The organism is Gardnerella sp. DNF01204 (assembly GCF_049244145.1).
GTDB lineage: Bacteria > Actinomycetota > Actinomycetes > Actinomycetales > Bifidobacteriaceae > Bifidobacterium > Bifidobacterium vaginale.
Genome location: NZ_CP058379.1, coordinates 978,449 through 997,037, shown reverse-complemented (window position 1 = coordinate 997,037; position 18,589 = coordinate 978,449). Strand labels below are relative to the sequence as shown.

The 18,589-nt window shown below is 40.9% G+C and carries 13 protein-coding genes; 10 read left to right on the top strand and 3 right to left on the bottom strand.

Annotated features, from left to right (window positions below):
* Positions 1–18: 18 nt before the first annotated feature.
* Entirely contained in the window at positions 19–612 is a 594-nt protein-coding gene (gene pdxT, locus HXT46_RS03885; protein ID WP_004113516.1) for a pyridoxal 5'-phosphate synthase glutaminase subunit PdxT, read from the bottom strand.
* A 15-nt stretch (positions 613–627) separates the two neighbouring features.
* Positions 628–1,461: a pyridoxal 5'-phosphate synthase lyase subunit PdxS gene (gene pdxS / locus HXT46_RS03880; RefSeq protein ID WP_042711222.1), complete on the bottom strand. Its 834-nt coding sequence runs from the start codon at positions 1,459–1,461 to the stop codon at positions 628–630.
* A gap of 520 nt (positions 1,462–1,981) precedes the next feature.
* Between pdxS and HXT46_RS03875 the strand changes: the two genes are divergently transcribed.
* The 9 genes from HXT46_RS03875 (at position 1,982) to dnaG (ending at position 13,595) form a co-directional block, all read left to right on the top strand.
* On the top strand, positions 1,982–3,664 hold the full coding sequence (locus HXT46_RS03875; RefSeq protein ID WP_004113520.1) for an ABC transporter substrate-binding protein: 1,683 nt from the start codon (positions 1,982–1,984) through the stop codon (positions 3,662–3,664).
* Between the two features lie 162 nt (positions 3,665–3,826).
* On the top strand, positions 3,827–4,795 hold the full coding sequence (locus HXT46_RS03870) for an ABC transporter permease (RefSeq protein WP_004113522.1): 969 nt from the start codon (positions 3,827–3,829) through the stop codon (positions 4,793–4,795).
* Positions 4,796–4,803: 8 nt separating this feature from the next.
* Complete coding sequence (locus HXT46_RS03865) at positions 4,804–5,649, top strand: ABC transporter permease (protein WP_004113523.1); 846 nt, start codon at positions 4,804–4,806, stop codon at positions 5,647–5,649.
* Positions 5,639–7,327 (top strand): ABC transporter ATP-binding protein, encoded by a 1,689-nt coding sequence (locus HXT46_RS03860; protein WP_421785658.1) that lies wholly within the window; start codon positions 5,639–5,641, stop codon positions 7,325–7,327. Before HXT46_RS03865 ends, HXT46_RS03860 begins: the two co-directional genes overlap by 11 nt.
* 182 nt (positions 7,328–7,509) lie before the next feature.
* A complete protein-coding gene (locus tag HXT46_RS03855) occupies positions 7,510–8,010 on the top strand; it encodes an S-ribosylhomocysteine lyase (protein WP_004113527.1) in 501 nt (166 codons plus the stop codon).
* A gap of 60 nt (positions 8,011–8,070) precedes the next feature.
* The gene (locus HXT46_RS03850) at positions 8,071–8,616 is read left to right on the top strand and encodes a histone acetyltransferase (RefSeq protein ID WP_004113529.1); all 546 of its coding nucleotides are present in this window, start codon (positions 8,071–8,073) and stop codon (positions 8,614–8,616) included.
* A gap of 126 nt (positions 8,617–8,742) precedes the next feature.
* On the top strand, positions 8,743–10,098 hold the full coding sequence (gene alr, locus HXT46_RS03845) for an alanine racemase (RefSeq protein ID WP_020760364.1): 1,356 nt from the start codon (positions 8,743–8,745) through the stop codon (positions 10,096–10,098).
* 44 nt (positions 10,099–10,142) lie between these two features.
* Entirely contained in the window at positions 10,143–11,426 is a 1,284-nt protein-coding gene (locus HXT46_RS03840) for a deoxyguanosinetriphosphate triphosphohydrolase (protein WP_415697179.1), read from the top strand.
* 66 nt (positions 11,427–11,492) lie between these two features.
* Entirely contained in the window at positions 11,493–13,595 is a 2,103-nt protein-coding gene (gene dnaG, locus HXT46_RS03835; RefSeq protein ID WP_004113536.1) for a DNA primase, read from the top strand.
* Between the two features lie 178 nt (positions 13,596–13,773).
* Here the strand turns inward: dnaG and HXT46_RS03830 are convergent, their stop codons facing one another.
* Complete coding sequence (locus tag HXT46_RS03830; RefSeq protein WP_101891962.1) at positions 13,774–15,024, bottom strand: AGE family epimerase/isomerase; 1,251 nt, start codon at positions 15,022–15,024, stop codon at positions 13,774–13,776.
* Between the two features lie 406 nt (positions 15,025–15,430).
* Here HXT46_RS03830 and HXT46_RS03825 point away from each other — a divergent pair, with 406 nt between their 5' ends.
* The gene (locus tag HXT46_RS03825; RefSeq protein WP_041160638.1) at positions 15,431–18,556 is read left to right on the top strand and encodes an alpha-mannosidase; all 3,126 of its coding nucleotides are present in this window, start codon (positions 15,431–15,433) and stop codon (positions 18,554–18,556) included.
* Positions 18,557–18,589: the final 33 nt, after the last annotated feature.

Here is an 18,589-nt window from a genome sequence, read left to right as displayed (position 1 = left end):
TTTACAAACGCAAGATATCTATAAGCTTAAGAAAAGCTGGTGTATTCTAGTGTCTTCATCAAGCTCTGGGTGGAAAGCTGTTCCGATTTGATTTCCTTGGCGCGCGGCAACAACGTTGCCATCTACAGTTGCAAGAGTTTCTGCATTCGACCCGACTTGCACAATATAAGGCGCGCGAATAAATGTCATCGGCACTTTGCCAAGATTTCCAAACTCAGATTCGTAGTGGAAGCTTCCAAGCTGGCGGCCGTAAGCGTTGCGCTTAACTGTAACGTCTAGCGTGCCAAATCCGCTAACTTCGTTACCTTCCACGTTTTTTGCAAGCAAAATCAAGCCTGCACAAGTGCCAAGAACTGGCATTCCGCTTGCAATCCTCTCACGCAAAGGCTCGAGCATATTTTGCTCTTTGAGAAGCTTCGATTGCACAGTGCTTTCGCCGCCCGGTAAAACAAGGCGGTCAAAAGACTGCTCCAAGTCGCGCGCTTGACGAAGCTCAATAACGTGTGCGCCTAATTTTTCAAGCATTAAGCGATGTTCAAGAAAAGCACCTTGAACAGCTAAAACTGCTACAGTATGCGAGCAATTATTTGTATTGATAGGTGAGTTTGCCAAAATAATTCGCCTCAATTACTCGCCGCGATTTGCCATTAAAAGCTTGATTTCCTGCTCGTTAATACCAACCATCGCTTCGCCCAAATTCTCGGAAAGCTTAGCAATCATTTTAGCGTCTTTGTAATTAGTCACAGCCTTAACTATTGCAGCAGCGCGCTTTGCTGGATCTCCAGACTTAAAGATGCCAGAGCCAACAAAAACGCCTTCTGCACCAAGCTGCATCATTAAAGCAGCGTCTGCAGGGGTTGCAACACCGCCAGCTGCAAAGTTTACAACAGGAAGTTTGCCGTTTTGTGCAACGTACTTTACAAGATCGAAAGGCACGCGCAAAGTCTTAGCTTCCTCAAAAAGCTCATCTTCGCGCATGCTTGTAAGCTTGCGTATTGCGGAATTCATCATGCGCATGTGGCGCACAGCTTGAATAACATCTCCAGTTCCAGGCTCGCCCTTTGTGCGAATCATGGAAGCACCCTCGTTAATCCTGCGCAAAGCTTCTCCCAAATCTTTTGCACCGCAAACAAATGGAACTGCAAAATCGCGCTTGTTAATGTGGTAAACGTCGTCTGCTGGGCTAAGCACTTCGCTTTCGTCAATGTAATCAATCTCAATAGCCTCAAGCACCTGCGCTTCAACAAAGTGACCAATACGGCATTTTGCCATAACAGGAATAGACACAGCTTCTTGAATGCCGTGAATCATAGCTGGGTCGCTCATTCTAGAAACTCCGCCAGCCGCGCGAATATCGGCAGGAATACGCTCCAACGCCATTACAGCGCAAGCTCCAGAATCTTCAGCAATTCGCGCCTGCTCCGGAGTAGTAACATCCATAATCACGCCGCCCTTAAGCATTTGTGCAAGCTGGCGATTTAGAGCAGTGCGGTCTTGGCTGCCGTTATTTTGCGGATCCGAGGATTCGTTTACTGTTACCGTAGTATTCAAGTTCTCTGCCATTATTCCTCGCTTTTTACTAAACCTATTAAACGCATTTTTATGTTGTACATTGTTATACTACACATTTTCATGCATCTATTAAACGTATGTATTTTGTTAATATGCAAGCTAGCGTGATTCTAATCTTTTTAGGATTTTGCGCACGTTTGCAAGTTTACGTCTGTTGGCATTTAACCACATTCGTAGGATATATGGTAATAAAATAGGCTTAAAATATCTGAAAAATCATGCAAATATGCAATGTGTTGTTTAGACTCACCGCATCTTCGTTTGACTTGTGAATCGGATACGATTGTGTTTGCCGTTGACTTTATGGTTGCGAAAGTTGCAGCTAGATAAAGCGACGAGCTGTAAAACAGAATAAATATAAATTAAATATAAATAATGTATCTAATTACAATCCAGAAAGGTTTGTTGAATGGATAACAAAGAACCCAAAGATGGCGCGTACAATAACGACGCGACCGATAAATTCTATGGGCAAGAAAACGCAGAGCAATCGCAATTTAGTTCTAGTACAGATGCTTCGCTTAACGCTGCGTCTAAAAGGGGATATAAAACTAATAAGCGTGGTTTAGGAAAATTCTGGCTTGTTTCTGTAGCAATCGTAGTAATTGCAGTGGTTAGCGCTATTATTGCAACGTTTACAGGTCCACAAAAAAATCCCGCAAGTCAAACATCTTCTACACAAGTATCAAATAAAACTGTGTCAATCGGATTAAAACTTGCTCCTACAAATCTCGATATTCGCAATCAATCTGGCTCTTCCTTGGAACAGTTATTGATTGGAAACGTGTATGAAGGTCTTGTAGCTAGAAATACTAAAAATCAGGTTGTTCCATCCCTTGCAAAGAGTTGGGAAATAAGCAAAGATGGCTTAAAGTACACGTTCCACATGCGTAAGGGAGTCGTGTTTTCTAACAAGCACAGGCTTACTGCAAAAGATGCTGAGTGGTCTTTTAACGAGCTTGTTGCAAAGAAATATCGCGGATCAAACATGGTTGGAAAAGTTGAATCCGCTAAAGCTAAAGATGATTACACGTTTGAAATCAAGCTTAAAGAGCCAAACGCAAAGCTTTTGTGGGCGTTGTGCTCTAGAGCTGGCTTAGTCTTCGATAAGCTTGCGAATTATGATGCTAAAACTCAAGCTGTTGGATCTGGCCCGTATTTGGTAGAAAAGTTTGTGCCGAATGACCGTGTTGTGTTAAAGGCAAATCCGTGCTACAAGGGTATTAATAAGCCTAGAACATCAAAAGTTGTTGTTCGCTATTTTGTGGATGATGTTGCTGCTGTAGATGCGCTTTCTTCTGGAGCTGTTCAAGCTTTGGCGCCTATTTCAGGTCAGCTTGCTAAGACTTTTAAAGCGGATGCAAAGCGCTATGTTGTTAAAGCTGGAAATAGTACCGATAAATTTGTGCTTGCTATGAACATGAATGGTGAGCGGACTAAAGATAAGCGCGTGCGCCAAGCGATTCGATATGCTATTGACCATAAGCAGATTATTGCTTCACGCGGCGGTACGGATGCTTTGCTTGGCGGACCGATTCCTTCTCTTGACCCAGGTTATGAGGATTTGACTAATATTTACACTCATGATGTTAAGCGCGCTAAGTCATTGATGAAGGAGGCTGGTTTCAGCGAATCAAATCCTTTGCATCTTTCGCTTACATACCCGAATATTTATGGAACGCAACTTGGTGACCAGTTGAGGTCTCAGCTAAAGAAGATTGGCATTGATCTGAAGGTAAACATTGTAGAATTTACTACTTGGCTTCACGACGTTTATAACAATAAAAACTACGATTTGTCTATGGTAGATCACAATGAAAGCCATGATTTTGGCCAGTGGGCAGATCCTAAATATTACTATGGTTACAACAATAAGCAGGTTCAGGATTTGTATGCTAAGGCAATGCTTTGCGCGAATACTAAGGAGTCTAATAAGCTTCTTGCCAAGGCTGCGAGAATTGTTAGCAAGGATGCTCCTGCAGATTGGTTGCTTAATTATAAGGTTGTTACAGCTAAGGTAAAGAATCTTGAAGGCATGCCTTTTGATATTAATCAAGTTCTTTTGCCGCTATACAACTTGCGACTTAGCTGATTTGCTCTAAATTCTCCCGAGAATGTTGCTGATTTACGGCGTGTTGGACTACAAAGTGCGGAGATAGTTGACGGGTTTTGTAGCTCAAGATGGTGCATAGAGCTACAAAAAGCGGAGTTAATGCGGAAATTCTCGGAACACTAGATTAAGTAAGGGGTTTGTATGAAGCGCATGATTCTTCGACGCATCACGTTGTTTTTTGTAGCGCTGCTATTTATTTCTGCAATCGTATTTCTTGCTCTTAGAGTTTTACCTGGAGACGTTGCTCAAGTTATGGCTGGCTTAAACGCGCCAGATGGAAAAGTTGAGCAATTAAGACGCGATTTAGGATTAAACAAGCCCCTTTTTGTTCAATATTTAGAGTGGATTTTTGGCGTTTTTAGAGGCGACTTTGGTGTTTCAATGCTCACTGGTCGCTCCGTTGCATCCACTATTGCTATGCGTGCTAGTATAACTTTTCCACTTATTTTCCTTGGACTTTTAATTGCGCTCGCAATTGGTATTCCTCTTGGATGTTTGCAAGTTTTGCATTCTGGCAAGGCTTCGCAAGTAGTCGCAAGGTTTTGTGCTATTACAGCAGGAGCTGTTCCAGCTCTTTGGGGTGGAATGATTTTAATCATGATTTTTGGCAAGGGTATTGGTTTGGTGGAGCTTTTCCCTACTCAAGGTTTTCCAACAGATGGTTGGCGTGATTTTGGTAGTGCGTTTTTGTCTTTGATTCTTCCAGCGCTAACAGTTGGCATTATTGTTGGATCTGGTTTTATGCGTTACACTGCAGCATCGTTAGAACAGATTTCTAATAGCGATATTGCTTTGCAGACTATGGCTTGTGGAATGACTAAAAAGCAAATGATTTGGCGCGTTGGCTTGCGATTAGCGTTGCCGCAGCTTGTGTCTGTAATCGGCTTGACTTTTGCGCACATGATTATGGGCGTAATGGTTATTGAAAATCTGTTTTCGCTTCCTGGAATGGGTATGGGTCTTGTGCGCGATGTTGGTTTGCGAGATCTTATATCTGTTCAAGGCAATCTTTTTATGCTTTCTGCATTGTTCTTGCTTGTTGGGTTTGCGATTGACGTGTTGCATCGTTTGTTGGATTCAAGACTTAGCCAAGATTCAAGTGGGGAGTGATTCAAGCAATGATTAAGTTTTTAAGCCGCATTTGGTGCGGAATTATTGGAAAATTTGTTTGTATTGTTTTGTGCTTGTGGATTTTTGTAGCTGCGCTTTCTTTTGTGTGGACGCCTTATTCTCTTCTAGAAACAAACGGATACCAGGTATGGCAAAAGCCTTCGCTAAAGCATTGGCTTGGCACAGATGGCACGGGTGCAGATATGCTTAGTTGGCTTATGGCTGGTTCTAGAGTAGAGATTTTGCTTGTTATTTCAACAATTGTGATTGCAAGCGTTGTTGGGTTTGTGATTTTAAGCTTTACGATTTGCCGTGTTCAAAAAATTCGTTCCGTAAGCATTATGGCAGTAGATGCTTTAATTTCTATTCCAACGGTTTTGATTGCGCTTATGCTTGCTGTGCCTCTTGGAGCGTCCGTTCTTGTAATCATGCTTGCATGCGGATTCGGCTACGGCTTAAATCTCGCGCGTATTTTACGTCCAAGTGCTGTTCTTGTTCTTAAGTCTAACTATGTTGATTGCGCGATTTCTAATGGCGCTAGCAGAAGTTACGTTCTACTAAAGCATGTTCTTCCTAATATTTTGCCAATTGCTTCCGTTCAGCTTTCGCTTTCTGCAGGAACTGTTATTTTAGCGGAAAGCGGATTGACTTATCTAGGTGTTGGTGTTCCTTCGGGAGTGCCGAGCTGGGGTCGTGTTCTTTCTACTTCGGTTACTTTGATTCACGTTTATCCGCTTGCGGCTCTCTGGCCTGGTCTTGTTGTTACTTTAACAGTTTTGGCTCTTAATCTTTTTGGCGATGTTTTAAGAAGTGTTACAAATCCAGCAAATAGGGAGTCTAAGAATGAGTCTTGATATAAAAGGATTATCTCTTAGCATTGGATCTTCGCGCATTTTAAGTGATGTTTCACTTAACGTTAAAGATGGTGAGCGCGTTGGGTTAGTTGGATCTTCTGGCTCTGGTAAATCAATGCTTTTAAGAGCTGCGATTGGCCTAGTTCCGTCTAATTGCAAAATCACTGGCTCTTGCCATGTTGGCAATGCCCAAACTGTTGGCGCTAACGATTCTGCGCTTGCAAACATTCGTGGCAAGTATGTTGGCGTTGTTTTTCAGCAGGCGGATCGTGCTCTTAACCCCGTTATGAGTGTTAGCGAGCAAATCGCATTACCTCTTAGGCTTCATTACAATTTAGACGAAGACGATATTCAAAATCGCGTTAAAGTTATGCTTGAAAAAGTTGGTTTAGGCGCGAATATTTTGAATAAGCGCACTTTTGAGCTTTCGGGCGGGCAAATGCAACGAGTTGGAATTGCTACAGCGCTTATAACTTGCCCTAAGTTGATTCTTGCAGACGAGCCGACTACTGCTCTTGATTCTGTTACGCAAAAAGATGTTGTAAATATGCTCACTTCTTTAGTTGATAATATGGGCGCTTCAATGCTTTTTGTTACTCACGATTTTTCGGTACTTTCTCGCGCTGCTACTCGTTGCTATGTTTTGGATTCTGGGCGATTAGTCGATAGTGCGCGTGTTGGTGAATTGCTAGAAAATCCTAAGGTGCGCTCTACTAAACAGCTTGTTCTTGCGGCGCGCGCTTTAAGTCTTAGTAAAAATGATTTAAGTTTAGATAATAATGATCTAAGCCTTGACTGTAAAAGCGATTTAAATAAGAATGATTCTTCTAAAGATGATTGCATTTTTAAAGCTAAAAACGTTCACGTTGTTTTAGGAAGTTCAAAGACGCGCGTTGAAGCATTAAAAGGAGTTGATTTTAATCTTAGAGTTGGCGAATCTTTAGCGCTAATTGGCGGATCTGGAAGTGGTAAAACAACTTTGATTCGTTCTTTGCTTGGATTGCAAGAAATAAGCGAAGGAAAAATAGAGTATTGCGGCAAAGTTGTTGAAACTGCTAAAAATGCTAAAAAATCAAGTTTAAAAGATTCTGCTTACGTAAATATGAGAAGACAATGTTCGCTTGTATTTCAGCATCCTTTTGCAGCTTTGGACCCGCGTTGGACAGTTAGAAAAAGTGTTTCTGAGCCGCTTGAAATATGGCGTAAAAACATGAGTTCTGATTCAAATACTGTTGATTCAAATACTGTTGATTCACATGTTATTGATTCACATGTTATTGATTCTAAAGTAGATGATGTTTTGAATTTAGTTGGATTAAATCCTAATGTTTTTAGCAAAAGATACCCTTGCGAGCTTTCTGGCGGACAAGCTCAATGCGTTGCGATTGCGCGCGCGCTAATCAATAATCCTAGAGTTTTGGTTGCAGATGAGCCAATGAGCGCAATCGATGTTGCTGAGCGCACAAGAATTTTAGATGCTTTTAATGTGATTCGTGCAAATCGCCCTAATATGGCGTGCATATTCGTTAGCCACGATCTTGGTATGATTCAGCATTTGGCGTCTAGTGTTGTTGTTCTAAAAGATGGCGTTGTTGTTGAATCTGGGAATGTAAGTCAAATTTTAACTAATCCAAAACATAGCTACACGCGTGAACTTATTGATGCTGCTACTTTGTAAGTCTGTATCGGTAAGTCTTGCAAGTTTGTAAGTAATAAGCTTTGTAAGTCAATAAAAAATATTTTTTAAATTCGCGTTTATGTGTGTTTGGCAAGAATAGCGTCTAATATTATTTAGTAATCGTTATTTATGCATATTTACGCATACATTTTGCGCATGTATTACAAGTTAGGAAAGATAAAATGAGCGAAAATCAAAACAATCAGCCGACTCCTCGTCCAGAAAGCTTTGAGCTTGATCACACTAAAGTTAAAGCTCCATATGTTCGCTATATTGACACTCAAAAAGGTCCGAATGGAGACGTTATTTCTAATTACGATATTCGCTTAACTCAGCCTAACCAAGAGGCTATTCCTACGGGCGCTTTGCATACGATTGAGCATACGATTGCTGTTCTTTTGCGTCAGCGCATTGAAGGTTACATTGATTGCTCTCCATTTGGTTGCCGTACAGGATTCCACCTTTTAACTTGGGGCACTCATAGCACGGAAGATGTTGCGCGCGCGTTGAAGGAATCGCTTGAATTTATTGCGTACAAAGCTACTTGGGAAGATGTTCCAGCTACAACTATTGAGTCTTGCGGAAACTACCGCGATCATAGTTTGTTTGGAGCGCGTCAATGGTGCAAAGATATTTTAGACAAGGGCATTAGCTCCGATCCTTTTGAGCGTAAGATTGTGTGACTTGTTGCGTTCGTTTGTGTAATACTGTAGAATCGCCATATTCTAAGCATAGGGGGGTGTATGTGTGAAATAAGATTGAGGAAAGCATCTCTTAGCGATCTAAAAGATATTGAAAATATTTATGAGAGAGCAAGAGTATTTATGGCAAATAATGGCAATCCTCATCAATGGGGAGATCGTTTTCCTCTAACATCTAGTGTTATAGAAGATATTCGTTTGAACCGTTTTAATCTTCTTGTAGACACGGACCCAGATTTTGGCAATGAGCGCATTTTGGCGCAATTTGCACTGTGCGAGGGCCTTGATGAAGTCTACGCAAAGATTGACGGAGCGTGGCTAGATGACGTTTTGCCATACGTTACAATCCATCGACTTGCATCTTCGGGAGTCAAGCCAAAAATGGCAAGAGAGTGTTTAAAATGGGCTAAGCTCAACTACTCTAATGTTAGAATCGACACTCATCCCGACAACTTGATTATGCAAAAAGTTATTTTGCGAGAAGGCTTTAGCAAGTGTGGTCTTGTTGTGATTCCAGATCGCGCGCATAGTGCAACTAGAATCGCGTATCAATGGTTGCGCTCGCATAATCATGTAATACGGTATTAGCGGTATTTGCTGTATTTGCAGTATTAAAATGTAAGTCAAAATTAGTTGCAGATATAGTAGACAAAAAATAAATATAAAAGTAAAAATTAAACATAAAGCTAAAAACTAAAAGTAAAGGCGTGAGATATGTGTAAAAATTCGAGTATACAAGCGATTTTGCAAGAAAACTACGCTCGCGCCTTAAGTACATACCCGGGTCAGGTAATCGTTGATTTAAAAGCGCTCAGGGATAATATGCGAACGCTGATTGAGCGTGTTTCTAAAGATTTGCAGCCTGGGCAAAAGTCGCCAGCGGTTATGGGAGTTGTTAAAGCAGACGCTTATGGTCACGGGCTTATTCCTAGTGCGCTTGCAGCTCTAGCAGGAGGAGCAACTTGGCTTGGCACAGCTCAGCCTTACGAGGCTTTGCGACTTCGCGCGTGTGGAATTGATTCAAGCAGATGCCGTATTCTTACGTGGCTCACCAGCGCTCCAACGTCTCTTTTTGCTGATTTAATAAACGCGGATATTGATATTTCTGTTGGCTCGCTTGATTCAATTGATGCTGTTGCGCTCGCTGCTAAATCGGTTTGCACTACCGCGCGCGTACACGTTAAGGTAGATACAGGATTTGGCAGAAACGGTTTTACGCCTGCAGGCTTTAGTGATGCTTTAGAAAAACTTAGTGAATATTCTAGCCAGGGATTAATCGAAGTTATTGGGCAATGGAGTCACTTGGCTGTTGCTGATTGCCCAGACGTTCCAGAGTTTGTGGCATCTACAGATAGGCAAATTGAGCAATTCCACGATTTTACTCGCAGAATGCGCGAAGCTGGTTTGGAGCCTAAAATCCGACATTTGGCTAATACGGCTGCAACTCTTAACAGACCAGAGATACGATTTGAGCTTGTTCGCCCAGGAATTGGATTGTACGGATACGAGCCAGACCCCGTTATGGGAGTGCCTCAAACTTACGACTTGCGTCCAGCTATGACTTTACAAGCGCAATTAGGAACAGTTAAATCTGTAGAAGCAGGTCACGGCATTTCGTACGGCCGCACGTATTTAACGCCAGACAATACAAGCACAGCAATCGTTCCACTCGGCTATGCGGATGGCATTTTGCGCGCCGCTAGCGGATACGATATGCAAGGATCTCGGCATGTTAATAAGCCTGGAGGACCAGTGCGCGTAGAAACTAATAACGGTGCTAGGATTTTGCATGTTTCGGGGCGCGTTTGCATGGATCAATTTATTGTTGACTTAAAAGGCAGTGCTAAAGAGCTTGGGGTTAAAGAAGGAGATACAGTCAGGCTTTTTGGGCCAGGCAGAGGTATTGAATATGCGGAGCCGACGGCAGACGATTGGGCGGCGGCTGCAGGAACAATAAGCTACGAGATTATGACTGGGATTGGCCCTAGAGTTCCTCGATTGTATAAGAATGCTTACGAAGTTTTGCCTAAAAAAGACATAAAAATGTTGGATGAAAAAAGCTTAATCTAAATATTTTGTGATTTGCGGCTTGCGATTAGTTGAAGAGGTTTTTAATGTGTAACGATGTGATTACTTCCGATAACGAAGTTGTTGGCGAATACAGCTTGCACGATACTGAGAGATGGGCTAGCGAGCCTCATCACACGCGCGCTCGCACTCCGTTTGAACGAGACAGAGCCAGAATAATCCACTCTTCAGCGCTTAGAAGACTCGGCGCTAAAAGCCAAGTGCTTGTAGCAGGCTCCGACGATTTTGCTCGTACGCGCTTAACGCACACGTTGGAAGTTGCGCAAATTGGTCGCCAGATTGCTTCGATGCTTGGCGCGGATCCAGATGTTGTAGATTGCGCTTGCTTAGCTCATGACTTAGGTCATCCGCCTTTTGGTCATAATGGCGAGCGCGCGCTTGCTCAAATCGCCAGCAATATTGGTGGTTTTGAAGGAAATGCTCAAACTCTTAGACTTTTAACGCGTTTAGAGCCTAAAGTTTTTAGAGAAAATGGCGCTAGTGCAGGAGTAAATCTTACGCGTGCAAGCTTGGATGCTGCTGTTAAATATCCTTGGGGTTTTGATGAAGCAAAAGCGCACGATAAAGGCGAGCGTGACCTAAAATTCTGCGTTTACCCAGACGATAGGGAAGTTTTTGATTGGCTAAAAAGTGGCTCTCCTCGCGAATTAAAACCTATGGAATGCCAGATTATGGATCTTTCCGATGATATTGCGTACAGTGTTCACGATATTGAAGACGCGATTGTGACTGGCGCTTTTAATACGGAGCTTGTTTGGGATTCAAGCGTTGCGGATCAAGTTGTTCAAGAAGCTCATAATTGGTATGGCAGCCAGTGGGATGCGGATAGTCTTTTGGCGGCTTTTAAGCGTTTGCGTGCTCTTAACATGTTCCCTGATTCTTATGACGGTTCTAGAAGGTCGCTTGCGCATTTAAAGAATATTACTAGTGCTTTAATTGGCAGGTTTGCAAGCTCAGTTGAGAGAGCAACTCGAGAAAAATATGGGAGCGGTGCTTTGATTCGCTACCGCGCAAATGTTGTTATTCCGCCAGAAACATCTTACGAGATAATCGTTCTTAAAAGCTTGGCTGTGCATTTTATAATCCAACCTAGAGAGCGCGAGTTTTATAAGCGTGAGCAAAAGATTCTAACAGATTTGGTTGAAGTTTTTATGAGCAAGTCTCCAAGAGCGCACGATGCTATGGAATCTGTGTTTATAAGTGATTGGAATACTTGCTCTAGCGAAGACGAGCGTTTAAGAGTTGCGATTGATCAAGTTGCAAGTCTTACAGATGGATCGGCTACAGCTCTTCATGCCGCTTTGTGCTAAATCAACGCTTTTACGCTTTTATGAATAGAGTGTCTATAGCCTTCGGCTTGCGATAAGCTAGAGATTATGGCTGGAATGATTGTAAAAGAAGACGTTGAGCGTGTGCGCGCTGCTGCAGATTTGTACGATATTGTATCTGCAACTGTTACGCTTAAGCCTTCTGGGACGGGTACTTTTGTGGGGCTTTGCCCGTTTCACGATGAAAAAACGCCTAGTTTTAGCGTTCGTCCAAGCTTAGGTGTCTGGCATTGCTTTGGTTGCGGTGCTGGTGGAGATGTTTTTAAGTATGTTGAGCAAAAAGAAAACATTGATTTTCGCGAGGCAGTAGAACTGTTGGCAGATCGATACCACGTTGAAGTTCATTATGACCAATCGCAAGCTGGTAAAGATAGTGCTCACGCAGGTTCTAAGCGTGCTCGTCTTATAGAAGCAAATGAGGAAGCTCAGCGTTTTTTCGTGTCCCAAATCAACTCTAAAGAAGCAGCTCCAGCTCGTAGTTTGCTTGCTGGACGTAATTTTACTCAAGCGCAATGTGAACGTTTTGGTTGCGGATATGCGCCGAATAGTTGGGATACTCTAGTTAGATATTTGTCTAATAAGGGTTTTACTCGTCAAGAATTATTGGACGCAGGTTTAGCACGCCAAGGTCAGCGCGGAATTTACGATTATTTTCGCGGCAGATTAACGTGGCCTATTCGCGATTCTACAGGCAGAACTTTGGGTTTTGGCGCTAGAAAGCTTTATGACGACGATTCTATTAGTGCAAAGTACATTAACACTCCAGATACTGTGTTGTATAGAAAAACGCAGGTTCTTTATGGAATTGACATTGCTAAATCGAATATTGTTAAAAAGCGTCAAGTTGTGATTGTGGAAGGCTATACGGATGTTATGGCTTGCCATTTAGCTGGTGTAGATACTGCTGTTGCAACTTGTGGAACGGCTTTTGGTGCAGAGCATGCGAAGATTATTCGCCGTCTTATTGCAGACGATTCTTTGGGAGCGATTCAGCTTGTGGGGCCTGTAAAAGTAGAAGGTCAAAAAGTTAGTTCGCGTATTGTTTTTACTTTCGATGGAGATGCTGCAGGTCAGAAAGCTGCGTTACATGCTTTTGGCTTAGATTCAGCGTTTTTAACACAGACTTTTGTTGCTGTTGCAGATAACAATTTAGACCCTTGTGATTTGCGTATTCAAAGGGGAGATGAGGCTGTTCGCTCTTTGATTGCACGCGCTAATCCTCTTTACGATTTTGTAATCGACACTGTTATTCGTAAGTTTGACACGTCTTTTGCAACAGGGCAGATGGGTGCTGTTAAGGCGGTTGCTCCTCTTGTTGCGCAAATTCGAGATAGGTCTTTGTTGGACTTGTACACTAGGAAAGCTGTTAGAAATATTGGTGTTGATTTAGACGTTATGCGTAGGGAAGTGGAGTCTAATAGAAGGCGATTGCATGTTATAGACGATGACGCTTATTCTAAAAGCTATTCTTCTATCGTTTCCGCGGATTCTCGCGTATTTGATCAGCGTTCTCAAAGCATGAATGAAGCTGCTATAAAAACAGCTATGCTTAGAAGCGCGTACAAAAATCAAAGTTACTACAAGGTTGACGATTCCGTGTTTATGTGTGAGCAGCAATTTATGGCTGTTCTTATGCAATCTCCTTTAGCGTTTAACAGTCAGCTTTTTGCGCAGCTGACTTTGAATAATTTTATTACGCCAGTTTTTAGAACGCTTTTTCAGGCTTTTGTGGCAGCTGGGGGATTGCCTACTTCAAATGTAAGTCAAGGATTATGGCTCCATATTATAACTAAAGCTGCTGGCCCTATGTTAGAAGGTGTTATTAACGAGCTTTCTGTAATGCCTCTTCCATTGTCTTTAAGCAAGGGCTTAAGTAGCGCTTCTTCGCTTAACTCGTCGGCTGCTTACGACTATAGTGGCGAAAGCGCTAAAGGCGGACCATCTGATCTTTTGCGCGTTCCTAGTGAAGAAGAGCAAAAGTACGCAAACGAGCTGCTTATTAAGCTTCTAGACGTTGGTTTTATGCGAAAAATCGGAGCTTTTAAAGTTCGTATGAGTAAGCTTCCTGATGGTCAAGAAAAGCTTACTCTTTTAGGTCAAATCACTAAAATGGAAAGCGCTCGAAAAGACCTTCAGTCGCAAATTCTATAATGTGTATCAATATTGTATTTACGTCCTAATGCTGTTTACTTTACTTTTTAACGTTTCTTATTTTCATATTTTCATACGTATTTGTGGAATATTTGGAGTGTATGTGATGAAATAATCCACACTGCAGATTTAATTGCAATGTGGATTATTAAATTAATAAATTAACAATATTTTATTATTAATCAAGTTGCTCTCTGTATATAGCACTTGCTATAGAACACGTCGGATCTATAAATGGAATCAGAGTGGATTGGAAAGCATGATAAGTGTCTGATTTTCCTGGCCATACAGTATTTAAAACATTGTTTTTATCATCGAGTTGATGGAACCACGAACCGTTAGAATGATCAATGACTGAGTGGTCTAGATATTTGCAGAATTCTTTATACCAAGTAGCATATTGCTTATTTTTAGTGATTCTGTAAAGCGTTGATGATGTATTAATGGCTTCTGCTAGTGTCCAATGCATACGGTCGTGGACTATAGGCTTTCCATTCCAATCTGTTGTGTATACGATACCTGGTTGCCCATCGGCATTCCATCCATCTTTTAATGCTTGGTTAAACAAATTTTCTGCAGCGTTTAATGCTTCTCTTCGCTGTTTGCAATCTTCCTTATAGTAACTGTATGCCCATTGGAGTATTAATCTTGACCATTCGATTCCATGACCTGGTGTTGCACCGTATGGTTTAAATTGGTCATCTTTTTTGTCTTTATTATATTCTAAGTCTGCTTGCCATTGATCGTTGAAATGTTCTGGTATTCGCCAATTGTTGTTAGATGCCCAATTGATTACGTGGCTGATTATGCGCTTTGCGCGTTCTCTATATTTTTCATCTCCTGTGCTATCAGCTACTGCAAGAAATGCTTCTGTTGTATGCATGTTTGCATTAAGCCCGCGATAAGAATCAAGCTTATTGAAGCTTGTATCCCATGTGTCTACTGTTAAACCTATTTCATTATTCCAGAAGTACTTATCGAATACTTTTAATGCATCTTCTAATAGTTGTTTTGCTCGTTCATGTCCTGCTAGTAGTGCGCTTGATGCGGCTAGTATAACGAATGCGTGAGTGTAACAAATTTTGTCTTTTTCAGGTTCTTTGTTCCAACTTACTTGTGGATACCATCCTCCGTGTTCGTTGTCGTGTAAAGGACCTAATAGTCCGTCGAGTCCTCGTTCAACAAGTTGATTCGCTTCTTTGTATCCTAACATTTCTCCTATTGAGTAAACATGAGTCATTCGTGCTGTAATCCATGTTTGTACTCCGCGTGTTTTATCTAGTGTTCCGTCTGTGTTGAGCCATCCTGACCCTCCTATTGGTGCTGGGAAGTTTTTTGCGAAATCAAGTAATTGTTTTGTTTGTTCTGCCATGAATATTCTGTTGGCTTGTGTGTCAAACGTATATTTAGTTGTTTCAAAATCTTGCATTATTGTCCTTTCGTAGATTGTAATTTTAAAATTGAATCAACAGAGTCATGTGTTATGTTAGGGATGAATAATTGCCTATATTCATTTATGCTGTTTATATACTGTCTACAGATAATTATTCCAATTAGAAAATATCATCTTTAATATTTTCTGAAGTTTCTAACAGCTCATCACTATATATGGACAATTACTCTTTGCTGATTAAATATTATAATTTTGGTTAACAAAATTCATAGCAGTTATGAATTTTTATTAATTACTGTCTTTTGTCATAAACTTTTACTGATTTAATATCGTATACTTGTTTTGTCTTTATATGTTAGATATGCGATTTATGCGTATGTGATTTGCGTGTACGTGATTTACGTATAAATGTTTAATTGTGTAAGAAAGAAGTGTAGAAACTATGTTTTTATTACCTGAGCAGCAATTAAATCGCTGTACAAGAGTTATGCAACAACGCTTATACCCGCATATAAATACTGTTTTATTGCATTGTAAAATTCGAGCGTATGAGATTGCTGGAGAACCTATTTCTTCTAACGAATTCTTTTCTAAGTTAAAAAGAAACGATATTGTGTTTCATTCATTCAATGTTCCAAGCGTTTGGGGAACAACTTGGGGAACAACGTGGTTTGAGATATCAGGGTCGATTGATCTTTCAAAGGTAAAGGGGTGCAAAGTTGAGCTAAATGTTGATTTAGGTTGGATTAGTAATCTTTTCCCTGGTTTTCAAGCTGAAGGATTAGTGTATAACGTTGACGGAAGAGTTATAAAAGCTGTAAACCCTTGTAATCATTGGGTTCCGTTGATTGATGAGCATAATAATCGTTCGATTAGTATTGATGAAAATGGTAATTTTACTTTATATTTGGAAGCTGCAGACAATCCATTTGTTGAAGGACCTACTGCGTTTTCTCCTACTGATTTAGGTGAGCGTGCTACTGGAAAAACCGAATGCCAATATATGTTGAAGTATGTTGACGTTACTGTTTTTAATCGTAATATTTTTGATTATTATATGGATCTTGAGACTGTAAGTTCTTTGATGCGAGAATTGAATGACGATAATCCGCGATACTGGAAACTAGCTAAAGCTTTACAGCGCTCCTTAAATGCATATGATGAACATGATTCTTCTACTGTTCAAAATGCTCGTAATATGTTGACTAATGTATTAAGTCAGCCCGCGGCGGCAAGTTCTCTAAGGCATATTGCTGTTGGACATGCTCATATTGACTCTGCTTGGCAATGGCCTGTGCGCGAGACGCACAGGAAAGTCGCACGCACAATATCTAACGTTTTAGCTCTTATGGATGAGGATCCTGATTTTACTTATGCTATGAGTTCTGCTCAACAATACGAGTGGCTAGAAAACGAGCATCCCGATTTATTTGAGCGTATGAAAAATAGGATTAAAGAAGGACGTTTTATACCTGTTGGTGGTATGTGGGTTGAGTCCGATGTAATTATGCCATGTGGTGAATCTTTAATTCGACAAATGACTTTTGGTAAGCGCTATTTTAAGGAGCATTTTGGTGTTGATCCGCATGGCATTTGGCTCCCAGACAGTTTTGGCTATACTGGCGCATTGCCTCAACTTGCTCGCCGCGCTGGATTTGATTGGTTTTTAACTCAAAAGATTTCTTGGAATGATACCACTAAATTCCCACATCATTCATTCCTTTGGGAAGGAATAGACGGTTCTAGGATTTTAGCTCATTTTCCTCCATCTAATACTTATGCTTCATCTGTGAGCATGCATGAGTTAGTTTATTCTCAACGCAATTTTTTGGATAAAGATTTATCTGATCACGCAATATTGTTATACGGTTTTGGCGATGGCGGTGGAGGGCCTACTCGCGAAATGACTGCTCGTATTAGGCGTGATCGTAATTTAGAGGGTGCTCCTAGAGTTGATTTCGGCACTCCTGATGAGTTATTTGAAAAAATACGAAAAGATATTGTTGACGATTCAAATTGCAATACGCCAGTGTTTAAGGGTGAGCTTTATCTAGAGTTGCATAGAAAAACTCTTACTTCTCAGCAAGATATGAAGCGTTATTGCCGCATGGAGGAATCATTGTTGCGTGTGGCTGAATATCTTGTTGTTTTAGCTCGAGTGTATGCGCCAGAATATCGTTTCAATAACGATGAGCTTACTAGAATTTGGAAGACTTTATTATTGAACCAGTTCCACGATATTCTTCCAGGTTCTGCTATTGCATGGGTTCATAGGCAAGCTAGAGAAGAATATGCTAGAGATATTTCTTGTTTACGTAAAATTATTTCAGATATTGCCAATGCGATTGTAAAAGCTAACAGCACGGTTAACGCGGTTAATGCGCGTGAAAATGTAAAGTTGTTGACTTATACAGGTAAAAATGAGGTCGCTTGGAATTTATATCAATGTAGTGAAAGCTGTAAAAATAATACAACAACTGTAAAACACAAAAATGATGGTGGAGTAATTCTTAATAATGGTGTTTTAAGTGTGACTATTGAACGCGATGGCACAGTATCTTCTGTTGAAGATATTAAATTTAATCGTGAGCTAATCCCATCTGGTTATCGCATGGCGCAATATGAGATATTAAAAGATGAGCCGTATCAGTGGGATGCATGGGATATTGAGCGAGATGCATTTATGAGGAATCGTAAGATTGATGATTCTTCAATTGTTGACGTTAAAGAGCTTTTATCGGGCGGTGTATCTGTTGAAATCTTGGCATGTAAAAAGGATGTTAAGATTAAAACAAGTATAATTTTAGAGCCATGTGTTAAACGACTTGATTTCCATGCGCAAGTTGATTGGAATGCTAAAGAGCAATTTCTAAAAGTAGATATGCCAACATCCGTATGTTCAGATAAGGCCCAGTATGAGTGCCAATATGGTTTAGTTGAAAGGCCAATAGTAAAAAATACTCGTAGTGATGATGCAAAGTTTGAATCATGCACACATAGGTTTGTTCGTATAGAAGATTCCTCGTATGCTGTTGCTGTTGCAAATTCGTCTACTTATGGCGCTGATACTGCTCCTATTGGCGATTATTCTTCATCTTATGGAACTATGCTCAGATTATCTTTGCTTTCTGCGCCTCTTTACCCCGATCCTAACACCGATCAAGGTAAGCATGAATTTACTTGGTCATTTATTGCTGATGCAAATATGGATTCAGTTCTAAGTACAGCTGATTTTTTGAATTCGCCAATTATTGATATGCTACCAGAAGTCGATCCATTGTTTACGATTCGCAGAAACTCAGGTCTAATTGCATTAGATTGGGTTAAGCTGGCTGATGATTGTTCTGGAGATATAATCTTACGTATTCACGAGCCGTCTGGTGGATATGCAAATGGGCAAATAAAACTCAATAAAATCTTGCGTTATTCCTCAATTGAAGAGGTAGATCTTATGGAAATGCCAGTGCTGCATGGTATGCCTATAGCTTTGCACAATAATAATGACGCGTTAAATGTAGAATTACGTCCTTTCCAACTATGTTCATTGCGTATTCGCATTGCATCTTAATGTTGATATTTTGTTTATATTTTGATGCTTTTG